The following is a 12,990-nucleotide window of genomic DNA, read 5'->3' as shown; positions in this document are numbered from 1 at the left end:
TGAGGCACCCTGATGCCTCGACGGGCAGATGTTCCGACTGCCGGTCGGGACTGTCCGCGCTCGTGGGCCGGTGCAGGCGCCTCGACTCAGCGGGCTCGGGCGGTGCTCGATCCGTCGGCCCTCGCGGGCCGGCCCATCCTGGCGCAGTGCGCTGGTCACGGCATCCCAGATGGTGAAGATCGGACAGGTGGTCGGCGCGGCGGACGAGGCAGCGCCTCGCCCCTACACAGCTTGGGCGATCCATCCGCGGTGCGCTGAAGACCTGCCACGGTTCGGCGCAATCGCTCCCGTCTCGTCGGGGCCTGACCCGCCGGCCGGCCAGGGCGGGCCTATCCTAGTGCTGTGCGCTGGTCACGGTATCCCGGATGGTGAAGACCGGACAGGTGGTTGTCGCGGATCTTTGCCGCGCTGTCGCGCGGCGGGCGAGGCAGCGCCTCGCCCCTACAGAGGGGACCGCACCCACGGTGAGGCACGTGCGGATCGCGGATGGTCTGGTCGCGCCCCCACCCCGTAGGGGTCAGGCGGTGCCTGACCCGCCGGCCGGCCAGGGCCGGCAGACCGCACCGTGCCCGTCCGCCTGTGTGCCATGGCCCTCATCGCCCGCCCATCCGTGCCGTGCATTCCCCACGCCTGCGGCGCGGTCGGGCGACGCAGCGCGTCGCCCCTCTGCGAGGGCGGTTCATCCCCGGTACCAGCGATTGCGGCGCCGGGGTCACGCGACCGCCCCCGTCTCGTAGGGGTCAGGCGGGGCCTGACCCGCCGGCCGGCCAGGGCCGGTAGGCCATCCCCCGTCGCCGGTCGCCCAACGAGCCCTTTCCATCACCGCCTGCTGGTGCGTACCGCGGGCGAGGCAGCGCCTCGCCTCTACAGGGGTACTGCACCACGTCCTGCGCCTGGAACCGTGTCCCACGACGATGCACACCAACGCAGCGGTGCTGATCGGGCACCCGACGCCCACCGTCGTGTCGGGGTCAGGAGGTGCCTGACCCGCCGGCCGGCCAGGGCCGAGAACAAGAGTCCGTGGCTGACCGGAACAGCGTCATGGCTGGGCGAGCGCACCACGCCGCTGACCGGCGTCGCGATCGCCGCGCGTCCGCAGTGGTGATTCCGTAGCAAGCGGTTCCGCTCGAGAGGCGGGTGCGCCGGGCCGCTCGGTCGCTGTCGGTGCCGGTGGGTGGCCCGGCGACGAAGCAGCGGGCTGCGCGTGCCTGTCTCGAGTGGTCGCCGCTGCTCGTCGTGCCTGCGACCATGACCGTCGCTGGTACGGTGAGAACGAGCGTCCGCGTCTTGTCGGAGAGGGGCGTGGCGGAGTGGGGGACACCAGCGCTGCTGACGAGTCGGACCCTGTCGCCTGCGCACCGGGGGATCGCTCGGCCTTCGAACGACTTGCGCGGCAGGGGACGATCGCGTTCACTTGCGGCAGGATCAGTCGGGACGAACATCATCGTTCGCTACCGTCACTGTGGAGCGTGGGCTCGATGCAGGCCATCGGACAGCAGGAACGTCTTCTGACAGCCGAGGACCTCGAGGGGCTGCCCGAACAGGCCGGGGGTGCGATACGAGCTGCACGAAGGGAAGCTGGTCGAGATGCCGGGCGCTGGGGGAATCCTTGCGGCGATCGTCGTGCGGCTCGTCCTGCTGCTCCACCAGTTCGTCACCAGCCGGCGCATCGGTCTCGTTTTCGGGGACGGTCTCGGCTACATCCTCCGGCGGAATCCGGACACGGTGCGGATTCCGGACGTCTCGGTAGTGCGGTGGGAGCGAGTGCCGGCGACGGGGATCCCGGAAGGGTTCTGGCCGGGGGCGCCGGATCTGGCGGTAGAAATCGTCTCGCCGCACGACCGGGCGGAGGAGGTGCACGAGCGGGTGCGGGACTATCTCGGGGCAGGGGTGCGGCTGGTCTGGGTGCTGTGGCCGAAGAGCCGGACGGTGACGGTGTACTGGCCGGACGGGACGGCGCGCGAGCTCGGGCCGGACGAGAAAGTCAGCGGCGGTGACGTGCTCCCCGGCTTCGACATGACGGTCAGCGAGCTCTTCGCGGTCTCCCCAGAAGAGGCGTCCGGGGGATGATCGCGCCGAGGCAGGAGTACTTCTCGGCAAGAGTCGGTCACCGGAGCGTCCCCACCGAGCGTGCTCGCGGCGTCGTTCGCTCTCTGCGTCAGATCGCGGATGTCTCTTGCCTGCCGATCGGCACGAGGAGGAGCGGAATGGTGACCCGCTGGAGGAGGCGGGCGGCCACGCTCCCAGCCAGCCAACCGGGGAGTCCAGCTCGACCGTGTGTCGCCATGACCACGAGGTCGACCTCGGTCGCGAGCGCAGCGAGTTCTGCGATCACATCGCCTTGCCGGACGACCACCGTGACCGGGAGGCCAGCTGGTGCAGTGGCAGCCAGGCGCTGGAGATCCTGCTCGGCGTGCTGGCGCTCGAGTTCGAGGAGCGCAGCAGTAGCCGTTGGGAGAAAAACGGCAGGAGCACTCTCGCTGAGGCTGAGATGCTCGAGCGTCGGCACAATGCGAGCCAGGGTCACCGGTGCGGCCAGGCATTCGGCCAGCTGCCAGGCGAACGGAAAGACATGCTCGCTCGCTGGCGAACCGTCGAGCGGGACGAGGAGATGCTGGGGGCTCTCGGGGAGGAGCGAGACGGAACGCTCCGTCGCACGCAGGACGAGAGTGGGACGCTCGGCCTGTTGGAGGACCTGCTGGGCGATTCGCCCGAAGAGCAAGCCGCGCAGGCCGCCGCGTCCATGCGTCGTGAGCGCGATGAGGTCAGCGTCCAAGGCTCGGGCCTGACCAGCGATCGCAGTGGCGACAGCGGCGTGGTCGGCAGAGATCACCGTGATGCGGCAGGGAACACGCTGGTCGGCCAGTTCCCGGCTGATCCGGTCCAGATATCGGGTGGCGGCTTCGGCCGTCGCGAGGTGCGGCTGACCGTGGATCCGTTCGGGTGGGGACGGTTCGAGGACGTGAAGGAGAATCAGTTCGCGGCCGCACGCACGGACGAGTCCAGCTGCGACGGGGAGGATCTGCTCGGCGAGCGGTGAGCCGTCGAGGGGAACGAGGATGCGCGCCAGCGGGATCTCGCTCATGCGCCACTTCCCGTGAATGTCGTCCAGAGCAGCCAGAGGTTGAGCCCGATGATGAGGAGAGCGAGGATGCTCGCCATCAGCGTCGTCGGTCGCCGGTTCACCAGTGCGCCCATGAGTGTCCGATCAGCGGTGAAGAGAATGAGTGGGAGGAGCGCGAACGGGATGCCGAAGCTCAAGACGACCTGGCTGATCACGAGCGTGCGTGTGGGGTCGAGGCCGAGCGCGATGACGATGAGGGCCGGGAGCATGGTGATTCCCCGGCGGAGCCAGACGGGGATCGTTCGATGAAGGAAGCCTTGCATCACCACTTGACCGGCCATCGTGCCGACCGTGGAGGAGGAAAGGCCCGACGCGAGCAGTGAGAGCGCGAACGCAGTGCTGGCCAGTGGTCCGAGCAATGGCTGCAGCGTGCGGTGGGCCTCCTCGATCGTCCCGATGTCGGAGAGTCCGCGAGCGTGAAAGGTCGAGGCTGCCATGATGAGCATGGCAGCATTGACGAGTCCGGCGATGCCCATGGCGAGCACGACGTCGAGCACTTCGAAGCGGAAGATGCGCTGCGCTTCGGCCGGCGTGCGCGGCACGATCCGGTGCTGGGTGAGTGCCGAGTGCAAGTAGATGACATGCGGCATGACGGTCGCTCCGAGAATCCCGGTGGCGAGGAGCACGCTTTCCGGGCCAGCGAACGCTGGGATGAGCGCATGGCGGGTAATGGCGCTCCAGTCCGGCCGCTCGAGGACAGTTTCCACGACATAGCAGGCGGCGATGACACCGACGAGACTCGTGATCACCGCCTCGATCGGCCGGTGTCCGTAGCGCTCCAGCGCGAGGATGGCGAACGTCGTGAATCCCGTCAAGATGCCACCGATCAGCAGCGGGAAGTGGAAAAGGAGAGCGAAACCGAGCGCGGCACCGAGGAACTCGGCGAGATCGGTCGCCATGGCGACCAGTTCGGCAACGATCCACATGAGCCAGACCACGGGACGGGGGAAGCGCTCCCGGCAGAGCTCGGCGAGGTTGTGGCCAGTGGCGATACCCAGCTTGGCGGAAAGGGACTGGATCAGCATCGCAGCGAGGTTGGCTGCGAGGATGACCCAGAGGAGGGTATAGCCGAACCGAGCGCCGCTTTCGATATTGGTCGCGTAGTTGCCGGGATCGATGTACGCCACACTGGCAACGAAAGCTGGACCGAGATAGGGGAGAGCGCTCGCGAGTCCACGCACGCGAAGCTGCCTGGATCGGCGGGCGATCGGGGCGGTGGACGATGGTTGGCTGGGCGGCTCGTTCACCCAATACCCCTTCCGATTTTAGCCAGTGCTAATGATACGACGCTCGTTTTCGCCGCGCCGAGTGTGCTCCTTCGCTCTTCGGTTCTGCTCGATGTTCGGGCCGCGCGCTCCGGGTGCGCGGCGAGGGTGATGGCGAGGGAGCTGCTGCCTGGACGTCGTCGAGCGATCGCTCTCCTGAGGCGCCGCGGGCAGTCCTGGCTCGCGCCGAACACCGGTGGATCACGCGGGAGCCACGTGTGGCTGGTCCCCAACATCCGCGCCGAGACCGGGCCGTCGCCCGAGCTCTTTGCCGACGACCGCGGGGTGTCGTGCTCCCGTTCGGGGCGATCGGGCGCAGCGTGGCTCGCCAGAAGAGCGGTCAGGCGGAGGCGCGCCGCGGCGCTGGTGCTCGGGACCAGCGACGGTCGGGATCGTGTTCCTCATCTGGATGGACTGTCGCTACGGTCGGAGCGCGAGTTCGCTCGCGGGTCTACAGCGGGTCTTCCGCGGAGATCGCATCGAGGAGAGGCTTCTGGCGGGACGATCGGTGGTACGCTCCGGATACTGGTCGTGCTGACGAGCCGGCAGCGGGGACAGGATGGCGATCCGAGCAGGCGACTGGTTCGCGCAAGCAGCCCACGACCTCGAACTCGCCGAGTTGGCGGCGAAGCACGGTCGGCATGAATGGGCCTGCTTTGCCGCCTAGCAGGCAGCCGAAAAGGCGCTCGCGGCGCTCCATCGGCAGCTCGGACAGGCTGTCTGGGGACACGCCGTGACGCGACTGCTGCAAGAGCTTCCACTCACCGTTCCGGAGGAGTTGCGCGACGCGGCTCGGCGGCTGGATGCCTATTCCATCGCGCCACGGTACCCGGATGCCTTTCCGGAGGGACCACCAGCACGCTCCTTCGGCCCGCAGCAGAGCGAGGAGGCGATCCGTCATGCCCGTGCGATCCTCGACTTCGTCCGTGCTGCGATGGCCTGACCGCGCGGCGGTGCTCGCGGCGGTCGAGCTGTGGGCGCGGGAACCGGAGTTGCCAGGGTTGGTCGCTGTCGGTGTTTTCGGCTCCTAAGCGTGTGGGGATTGGGGAGTCGGCAGCGACGTCGATCTCATCGTCGAGCGGTCGGCACGGCTCCCGATCGAGCGGCCGCTCGATCTGCCACTGGAGAAACTGCCGGTGCCAGCGGAAGCGATCGTCTACACGCGGGAAGAATGGGCACGTTTGCCGGAGACCAGTCCGCACTTCGCAGCAGTCTCGGCGTGCGAGGCAGTGTGGGTCTTTGGGCGGCCAGACCGGCTGGCAGGAAGCGGCCCGGAGGAAGCGTTGCCCCCTCCGGGCCGCGCTGATCAACGGGCCGACGAGTGTGCCTGATCGAGCCTAGGTCCGTCCGCGCAGTGACAGGACGACGCAGTCCGAGCGCGATGAAGCTCGCTTCCTACGTGAGCCATGGACGGGAGGGCGAGTACCGCGTCACTGGACTCGGCGGTCGGCTCTTGGAGGCAGCAGAGGTGGATCGGGACTGCCGGTTGGCAGTGCTCGGCAGCGACCGGGTGCGATCGAAGCAGCGCGAGTGCGGGGTGTGCTACAACCAGAACGGCAAGCGAGACGGACGGTGGAGGAGCGACTGTGACATCGACCGTCGTTTCCCGACGCAAGAGCCAGTGGAGCGTGTGGCTAGCCCCTCTCGTGAGCGCAGCGGTGTTGGCTGTTCTCTTCGTGGTAGCGACGCTCGTGCGGCGGAGCGCGTTCGCCGATGAAGCCCGTCCGGTGATGATCGCTCTCTCCAGTGCGGCGGCGGCGATCATCACGGTGCAGGGGGCGCGGACCGCTGCGGCGCGCCGGGGATGGCCAGGGATCATCGCCGGTGGAGCGATGATCGCGATGGGGCTCTACACGCTCGCGCACGTGCTCCGCTGAACACCAGGCGCGACCGCTCGGCTCACTCCAGTTTGCCCCATACGCTGACGCGTTCGATCCGAAGCGCGACCACCGGCTGCGTTTCCAGTCGCATCGTGCGGTACTGCGGATAGCGCTGGCGCAGGAGCTCGACCGCGCGCGTCTGCTCCGGTGATCCCGGTGCGAGGAGTTCGGCGCGCCCGCGCAGGAGTACCCAGCCGAGCTGCGTCCAATCCTCGTCGTACCGGTCGACGACCAGAGCGGCGCGACCGGTTTCCTCGATGTTGCGGACCCGCCGGAGCGTGCGACTCGGTTGCTTCGGCTTCTCGTCGATCGGCGTGTAGATCGTGTCGTCCGCTACGGCATAGCAGATCGGGACGACGTGCGGTTCGCCGCCGCGACTCACTGTTGCCAGATGCCCGACCCGCTGCTGCTCGAGGAAGGCACGCACGAGAGGAGGCAAGATGAGTGCCATGACCGGATCCCTCGTGTCGGATTTAGAGTCTGACAATCGCTCGCTCCACCGACTTCAGAAGCTACGTCGCTGAGCGCGTCGTCCCCCGTTGGACCGCGCGACACGTTCGCCTGTGGGCAATGCTAGCGGAAGAGAATCCGAGCGGTCGCGAGGGTGCGTGCCACGCCCATCCGACCGGGGCCGGAGCAAGGCTCGCGTCTCGTGTGGTTCCGCTCGTCTTCGGTCGGTCGCTCGAGAGCGCTTGGTTCATTGCCGGTTCCAGGCGTTGTGTCATGCCCGGTCTCGGGAAGGCGCGCTCGTGCACAGTCGAGGGATCCATCGACTCGATGCCGGCACGGCGATCGCCCATTGACGAGGAAGCTTCGTCATGTCACGTTCGAAGAGAGAGCTTCGAGCGAAAGGAGCGCGACGATGGAGCGGGTGGTCATCTATCCGGAGGAAATGCTGGAAGGTGCACCGATGCAGCAACGAGATCGCTCGGTGCGTGACCTCAAGCTCATCTACCCGGAAACGGGTTTCCGAGCGATGACGCTGTGTCTGGGTGTGGTGGAGATCGAACCCGGACACCACAGTCCCCTGCATCGGCACAACTGCGAAGAGGTCTACTACGTCGTCCAAGGGACGGGCGAGTTGGAATCGGATGGGGTGCGCTACCCGCTGCGGCCAGGCTGCGCGGCTCTGAACCGCCCGAACGTCATGCATCGGGTATTCAATACGGGCAGCGAAACGCTCCGCCTCGTCGTGGTGGCCGGAATCATGCTGGTTCCCTTGTTGCCGCAGTGGCCGACCCCCTCGCCGTACGAGGTCTTCGAGGGCGATACGGCTGGGACCGACTAGCCGCGAGTCGCGGTGCCCAACGGTGCTCGCCAGGTGGAGGTTCGGCACTTCCCCTCCAGCCTTCGCTCGACCGTCCTGCCGATGAGCGGGCGGTGAGGCAGCGCGAGGCATCGCTACCGGTGGAAGGCGGTCCCTGCCTGTCCAGCGCAGGCGATCTGGTACCGGTTGTCTCGCGCCGCGCTGACGGTCGTTCGCGGTGCCTGCAGCCCGGATTCGGGAGGACGTCACGGTCGACCGATGCATCGGTCGAGCTGTTCCTCTCTGTCGCATAAACGGCTCCGGCGGGGAGCAGCACGGCTCGCTGCGCGGCGTGCGCGGTCGCCGGTCGATCGGACCGGACGACGCTTCACCGCTTGACGGTTCGCGACCGTTCGGCTAGACTCCCCAGCGGCACCCAGCGGTGGTCACTGGACCGCTCGGGGAGAGGACGGATGGTGGCGACGCGACCGTGCACGAGAGCGAGTCGAGCGATCCGCTGGCGCGGTACCTGCGCTTGCCAGCGCGGTCGTTGCCGCGTCGTTCCACCCTGCCCTACGATGATCGGGGTCTATTCCTACTGGCCCCGGATCTGCGACTGTCGCTCCTGAACGTTTTCCCATCACTGGTCAAAGGGTCTGAGCACGCGAGCCAGCGCGGCGCAGTCTGGTCACCTGCAGAGTGACCAGTAGAGAACTGCGTCCCATCGGCTGAGCGAGTGTGTACTGTGTCGTGCCTGTTGGAGCCAACGGGAGGGTGTTCTCATGCCGTTGTTTCTCGCGGAATACCGCATCGACGTGACCGATCGAGCGCAGCTGGAGCCGCTCTTTGCGGCGATCGATCGAACGACCCGGAAGGCAGGAGGCGAGGTTATCGAGTTTCAGGTGGGCCAGGATCTGGCTGTGCTCTACGCGGTCTTGGAGCACGCTGCTGGCGAGGTTCTCCGTCGCGAGCTCGAGCGCGCTGGCGTGGCCCCGCAGGATTTCGCGCCGGTCCGCTTGGTCGGCCAGAGTGTGGACGAGGTCAAGGCCCAGCGTGGTGCGGCCAATTACCTGGTCGAGTGGGACTTGCCGGCCGGTCTCACGATGGAGGCGTACCTCCAACGCAAGGCTGAGAAGTCGCCGCTCTACGCCCAGGTGCCGGAGGTGCGTTTCCTCCGCACCTATGTCCGCGAGGACATGGCGAAGTGCGTCTGCCTCTATGCGGCACCGGACGAAGGTGCGGTGCGCCGGGCGCGCCAAGTCGTCAGCGCCCCGGTCGATCGTTTGACGCGCGTCTGCTCGTGAGGAGGCGGCGATGGCCGAGACGCTCGCGGCGACGCTGATCGATAGGGCAATCCAGGAGCGACTCGGCGCGTCGTTGGAAGAACGCGCGCCCCAAGTCGACGCGGGTGAGCTCACTGCCCAGTCGACGGTGCGTGTGCTGGTGACGGAAGGACTGCTCCCGACGGTGGAGTGGGAGAGCCCCCGCGTTCCCGCGCCGTTCGATCTCTGGCGGGCCGGGGAGCTGGTGGCGACCGTGGCCTGGTTCGATCTGGCCAGCGCTTTTTCGCTCTGGTGCCACCTGATGACCATGCTGTACCTCGCCTGGGCAGAGCCTGGTTCCGTCCTCCGCGTACGGTGGCTGGGCGAATTGACCCGAGCCGAGCGCGACGGAAGCACAGCGCTGGCGACGGCGCTCGGACACGTCCAGACCGGACGTCCCTTGCCGGTGCAGGCGAGTAGGCAGGCGAGTGGTGGGTTCGTCTTGAACGGTTTCGTTCCCTGGGCTTCCAACCTGACGGCGCGCTATCTGGTGGTGACACCCGTGCAAGCGGGCACGGAGACGCTGGTGCTCGCGGTACCGAGCGAGACACCAGGGGTGATCGTCGAGCCGTACCCGCGGCTGCTCGCCCTCCAGGCGACCGCCAGCACGACGCTGCGCTTTCAAAACGCGCTGGTCACCAGTGAGTTCGTGCTGGCGCGCGATGCCTCGGCCTTTCTGCGCGCCGTGCAACCAGCCTTTCTGGCGCTGCAAGCGAGCTTCTGCTGGGGATTGGCGGCCCGGGCGCTCGCCGAAGCACGCGGACACCTCCGCGGAGTCAACGTGGTGTTCGAACCGGAAATCGGCGAGGCCGAAGCGGAGCTTACCGCGACAGCCAGGGCACTGCGGAGCCTCCTGGCACAGGCGCTCGGGTCGGCGGATCAGGAACTCCGCTGCCGAGCGTTGCAGCTCCGGTTGACCACGATGCGCCTGGCTTGTCGAGCAGTGGCGCTCGAAGCGAAGACCAAAGGCGGGCAGGCCTATCGGGCGGAGAGCGGGACAGCGCGGCGGCTCCGCGAGTCGCTGTTTCTCCCGATCCAGACACCGACGGAAGGACAACTCCTGTGGGAACTGCAGCGATCGAACTGGTCGACGTAACGAAGACCTATGGACACGGACGCCGAGCCCGCGCGGTGCTCGCCGGCGTGTCCGGCACGGTCCCGCTCGGAGCGGTCACCGTGCTGCTCGGACCGAGCGGGGCGGGGAAATCGACGCTGCTGCGTCTGCTGGCGGGCCTCGAAGCACCGTCCACTGGCATCGTGCGCTATGGAGCGGGCATCGAGCCGCACCGCGATGTGCGACTGGTCTTTCAAGAGCCGAACCTGTTGCCCTGGTTGACGGTCGCCGAGAACGTGACGCTGGGGCTCCGCTTTGCGCTCAACCGCGGACGAGCGAGCCCTGGCCTCGTGGCCGAGTTGCTCGACCGCTTGGGGTTGAGCGAATTGGCCGAGGCGTATCCGGAGACGCTTTCCGGTGGGCAGGCCCAGCGTGTCAATCTGGCGCGCGCACTGGCTACCCGGCCCCGCCTCGTGCTGCTGGATGAGCCGTTCGCGGCACTGGATCCCTTGACGCGACGCGAATCGCAGCGCTGGTTGCGTGAACTCGTCTCCGAGCTCGGACTCACCGCCGTGCTGGTGACCCACGACCTGGAGGAGGCATTGGCGGTGGGAGACCAGCTCATCCTGCTCGGTGGCCGGCCGGCGAGCGTCGTCGGCAGGTGGCAGGTAGCCGAGCATGCGCCCGGTGAACTCCGGCGTGCCCTGCTGAACGGGTACGGGATGGTGCAGGGTTCGGCAGCATCGGTCGAGCCGTTCGCGGTCGGGAGGTTTCGGTGAAGCGAGGAATGACACGACGGACTCTCTTGCTTCGAGCGGCGACCATGATGTCGCTCACTCCGCTCCTCGCTGCGTGCGGTGGTGCTGAAGAGCGTGGAATTCCGGCAACGAGGAGCGCCGCTGGGGGGAGCCCGACGGTCGTGGTACCCAGCCGGCGGACGCCCACGGCAACCGCGAGCGGGCAACTCCGCATCGGTTACCTGCCCATCACCGATGCGGCCCCGTTGCTCCTCGCGCATGCCAAAGGGTTCTATCGAGAAGAAGGTCTCTCTGTCGACCAACCGACCATGTTCCGGAGCTGGGCACAGGTTGCCGAGGCGTTCCAGGCGCGGCAGGTGGACGTGGTTCACCTCTTGATGCCACTGGCCATCTGGATGCGTTTTGGGCAGCGGGTGCCCGTCAAACTGGTGGCCTGGGATCACGTGAACGGCTCGGCACTCACCGTGGCGGAGCGGATCGAGCGCCTGGAAGATCTTGCCGGCGCGACCGTCGCGGTCCCTTTCTGGTACTCGATCCACAACGTGCTGCTCCAACGTCTGCTGGAGCGAGCGGGGCTGCGCCCGATTCTGGAAGGCCAGCCCTCGGCCAGCGAGCGGACGGTGAAACTCGTGGTGATGGCACCGGCGGACATGGCCCCGGCACTGGCGAACGGCTCGATCGCTGGGTACATCGTCGCTGAGCCGTTCAATGCGCTCGCGGAAGTCCAAAAAGCCGGGAAAATCCTGCGCTTCAGTGGGGACGTCTGGCTGGATCATGCCTGCTGCGTCGTCATGCTGCACGAGGAGGACAGCGAGTCGCACCCGGACTGGGCTCAGGCGGTGGTGCGGGCGATCGTGCGAGCGCAGCGGTTCGCCCGCGAGAACCGTGCCGAGGCGGCGCAGCTGCTCGCCAAGCGAGGGGATCGCGGGTACCTGCCACAACCGCTGGAAGCGATCGAGCGCGTGCTGCTCGACCATGACCACGACCGGTATGTCCGAGAGGGAGTCATCCGTCATCCGGAGTGGAGCGTTGCACGGATCGATTTCCGTCCGTATCCGTTTCCATCGTATACGGCGGCGCTGATCGAGCATTTGCGACGGACGCGTGTCCAGGGTGATGCCAGCTTCCTCCAGCAGCTCGATCCTCAGCGCGCCCACGAGGAACTCGTCGACGATCGATTCGTCCGGCAGGCGCTCGCCGCGGAAGGTGGGCCAGCTGTCTTCGGGTTACCGGAATCGCTGGAGCGGGAGGAGCGGATCGACCCATGACGGTACGGCACCATGTCCGCGAGACGCTCCTCGGACTCGCCGGTATCGCGCTGCTCGTCCTGTGCTGGTGGGCAGCGACCTCGTTTCTCCCGCCGGCGGAGGCGTTCGCTCGCCGCTTTGCCCCCGAGTTCGCGTGGCGTGCGCTCGGTGAACTCGCGACGAGCGGCCTGCTCTGGCCGCATCTGGTGGCGAGCGCTCAGCGCGTCGGTGCTGGGTTGGCGCTGAGCGCGCTCCTGGGTATCCCGCTCGGTGTGGTCATCGGAAGTGTCCCCTGGATCGCACGGCTCCTCGGTCCGAGCCTGCAGCTCATCCGCATGGTCTCGCCGCTGGCCTGGATGCCGCTCGCGCTGCTCGTTTTCGGTGCGGGGAGTCGTTCGGTCGTGTTCTTGATCGTCATGGCGACGCTCTGGCCGATCGTCTCGAGCACGGCCGATGGCGTCCTGCGGCTGGACCCTCGCTGGTTGCTGGTCGGACGGAGTCTGGGGGCTTCTCGGTGGGAACTGCTCCGCGCCATCGTCTGGCCAGGAATACGACCGCGTGTCCTGGGCGGCTTGCGTCTGGCAGTCGGTGTGGCCTGGATCGTCCTCGTGCCAGCCGAAATGTTGGGTGTCGATTCCGGCCTGGGTTATGCCATCCTGGACGCACGGGACCGGCTCGACTATGGTGAATTGATGGCTGTGCTCGTGGTGATCGGAATGAGCGGTCTCGCCCTGGATGGGCTGGCACGGGTGGTCTTACGCGAGCGGCCTCTCCGGCGCCCACGAGGACGACGCGAGCCGCTCGTGGTCGCGGTTGCCGAGCGGGGAAACTGAGGTCAGCTGGACCGTTCGCGGGGAAGCAGCCCCGCGACGGTCCAGTCATCCAGACAGGGAACGGGCCGGTCAGGAGCCGCGAGCGAGATGAGCGTCCATTGACCGATCGGTGAAACGCAAAGCATGACCGGAGAGCCGGTTGCAGCGTGGGTGAGCAGATCGCTCACGCAGGTCGAGTAGTCGCGTTCGGGACAAAGCTGCTCGGCCTCGTCCCGGAGATCGGTCGTTCTTTCTTGTCTCTCCGGGACACTGATATCTGGA

12 protein-coding genes and 1 pseudogene are annotated in these 12,990 nt (G+C 67.4%); 10 read left to right on the top strand and 3 right to left on the bottom strand.

Features of this window, described 5'->3' with window-relative positions; genetic code table 11:
- Window positions 1-1,587: 1,587 nt before the first annotated feature.
- Complete coding sequence (locus ACWIVK_RS10160; protein WP_448576561.1) at window positions 1,588-2,070, top strand: Uma2 family endonuclease; 483 nt, start codon at window positions 1,588-1,590, stop codon at window positions 2,068-2,070.
- Between the two features lie 88 nt (window positions 2,071-2,158).
- On the opposite strand, the gene ACWIVK_RS10155 is transcribed toward ACWIVK_RS10160, so the two are convergent.
- Complete coding sequence (locus ACWIVK_RS10155) at window positions 2,159-3,085, bottom strand: universal stress protein (protein ID WP_448576560.1); 927 nt, start codon at window positions 3,083-3,085, stop codon at window positions 2,159-2,161.
- Window positions 3,082-4,305 carry an Nramp family divalent metal transporter gene (locus ACWIVK_RS10150; RefSeq protein WP_448576559.1) on the bottom strand — a complete coding sequence of 408 codons (1,224 nt, stop codon included), beginning with the start codon at window positions 4,303-4,305 and terminating at the stop codon, window positions 3,082-3,084. The genes ACWIVK_RS10155 and ACWIVK_RS10150 overlap by 4 nt, the downstream gene beginning before the upstream one ends.
- 643 nt (window positions 4,306-4,948) lie before the next feature.
- Here ACWIVK_RS10150 and ACWIVK_RS10145 point away from each other — a divergent pair.
- The 3 genes and pseudogenes from ACWIVK_RS10145 to ACWIVK_RS10135 all read left to right on the top strand — a co-directional run bounded on the left by ACWIVK_RS10145 (window position 4,949) and on the right by ACWIVK_RS10135 (window position 6,266).
- Window positions 4,949-5,332: pseudogene (locus ACWIVK_RS10145) on the top strand (HEPN domain-containing protein).
- 193 nt (window positions 5,333-5,525) lie between these two features.
- Window positions 5,526-5,720: a hypothetical protein gene (locus ACWIVK_RS10140; protein ID WP_448576558.1), complete on the top strand. Its 195-nt coding sequence runs from the start codon at window positions 5,526-5,528 to the stop codon at window positions 5,718-5,720.
- A gap of 255 nt (window positions 5,721-5,975) precedes the next feature.
- Window positions 5,976-6,266, top strand: coding sequence for a hypothetical protein (locus ACWIVK_RS10135; protein WP_448576557.1), 291 nt, complete (start codon window positions 5,976-5,978; stop codon window positions 6,264-6,266).
- Between the two features lie 22 nt (window positions 6,267-6,288).
- Here ACWIVK_RS10135 and ACWIVK_RS10130 read toward each other — a convergent pair whose 3' ends face one another.
- The gene (locus ACWIVK_RS10130) at window positions 6,289-6,720 is read right to left on the bottom strand and encodes a TIGR03668 family PPOX class F420-dependent oxidoreductase (protein ID WP_448576556.1); all 432 of its coding nucleotides are present in this window, start codon (window positions 6,718-6,720) and stop codon (window positions 6,289-6,291) included.
- A 411-nt stretch (window positions 6,721-7,131) separates the two neighbouring features.
- Between ACWIVK_RS10130 and ACWIVK_RS10125 the strand changes: the two genes are divergently transcribed.
- The 6 genes from ACWIVK_RS10125 to ACWIVK_RS10100 all read left to right on the top strand — a co-directional run bounded on the left by ACWIVK_RS10125 (window position 7,132) and on the right by ACWIVK_RS10100 (window position 12,729).
- On the top strand, window positions 7,132-7,557 hold the full coding sequence (locus tag ACWIVK_RS10125; protein ID WP_448576554.1) for a cupin domain-containing protein: 426 nt from the start codon (window positions 7,132-7,134) through the stop codon (window positions 7,555-7,557).
- 740 nt (window positions 7,558-8,297) lie between these two features.
- Window positions 8,298-8,819: a DUF4242 domain-containing protein gene (locus ACWIVK_RS10120; protein WP_448576553.1), complete on the top strand. Its 522-nt coding sequence runs from the start codon at window positions 8,298-8,300 to the stop codon at window positions 8,817-8,819.
- 10 nt (window positions 8,820-8,829) lie between these two features.
- The gene (locus ACWIVK_RS10115) at window positions 8,830-9,933 is read left to right on the top strand and encodes an acyl-CoA dehydrogenase (protein WP_448576551.1); all 1,104 of its coding nucleotides are present in this window, start codon (window positions 8,830-8,832) and stop codon (window positions 9,931-9,933) included.
- On the top strand, window positions 9,900-10,670 hold the full coding sequence (locus ACWIVK_RS10110) for an ABC transporter ATP-binding protein (RefSeq protein ID WP_448576550.1): 771 nt from the start codon (window positions 9,900-9,902) through the stop codon (window positions 10,668-10,670). Before ACWIVK_RS10115 ends, ACWIVK_RS10110 begins: the two co-directional genes overlap by 34 nt.
- Before the next feature lie 47 nt (window positions 10,671-10,717).
- Window positions 10,718-11,917 (top strand): ABC transporter substrate-binding protein, encoded by a 1,200-nt coding sequence (locus ACWIVK_RS10105; RefSeq protein ID WP_448576583.1) that lies wholly within the window; start codon window positions 10,718-10,720, stop codon window positions 11,915-11,917.
- Window positions 11,914-12,729 carry an ABC transporter permease gene (locus ACWIVK_RS10100; RefSeq protein WP_448576549.1) on the top strand — a complete coding sequence of 272 codons (816 nt, stop codon included), beginning with the start codon at window positions 11,914-11,916 and terminating at the stop codon, window positions 12,727-12,729. Before ACWIVK_RS10105 ends, ACWIVK_RS10100 begins: the two co-directional genes overlap by 4 nt.
- The last annotated feature ends 261 nt before the right edge of the window (window positions 12,730-12,990 follow it).

Source organism: Thermomicrobium sp., assembly GCF_053493975.1.
This window is presented reverse-complemented; position numbering and strand designations above follow the sequence as displayed.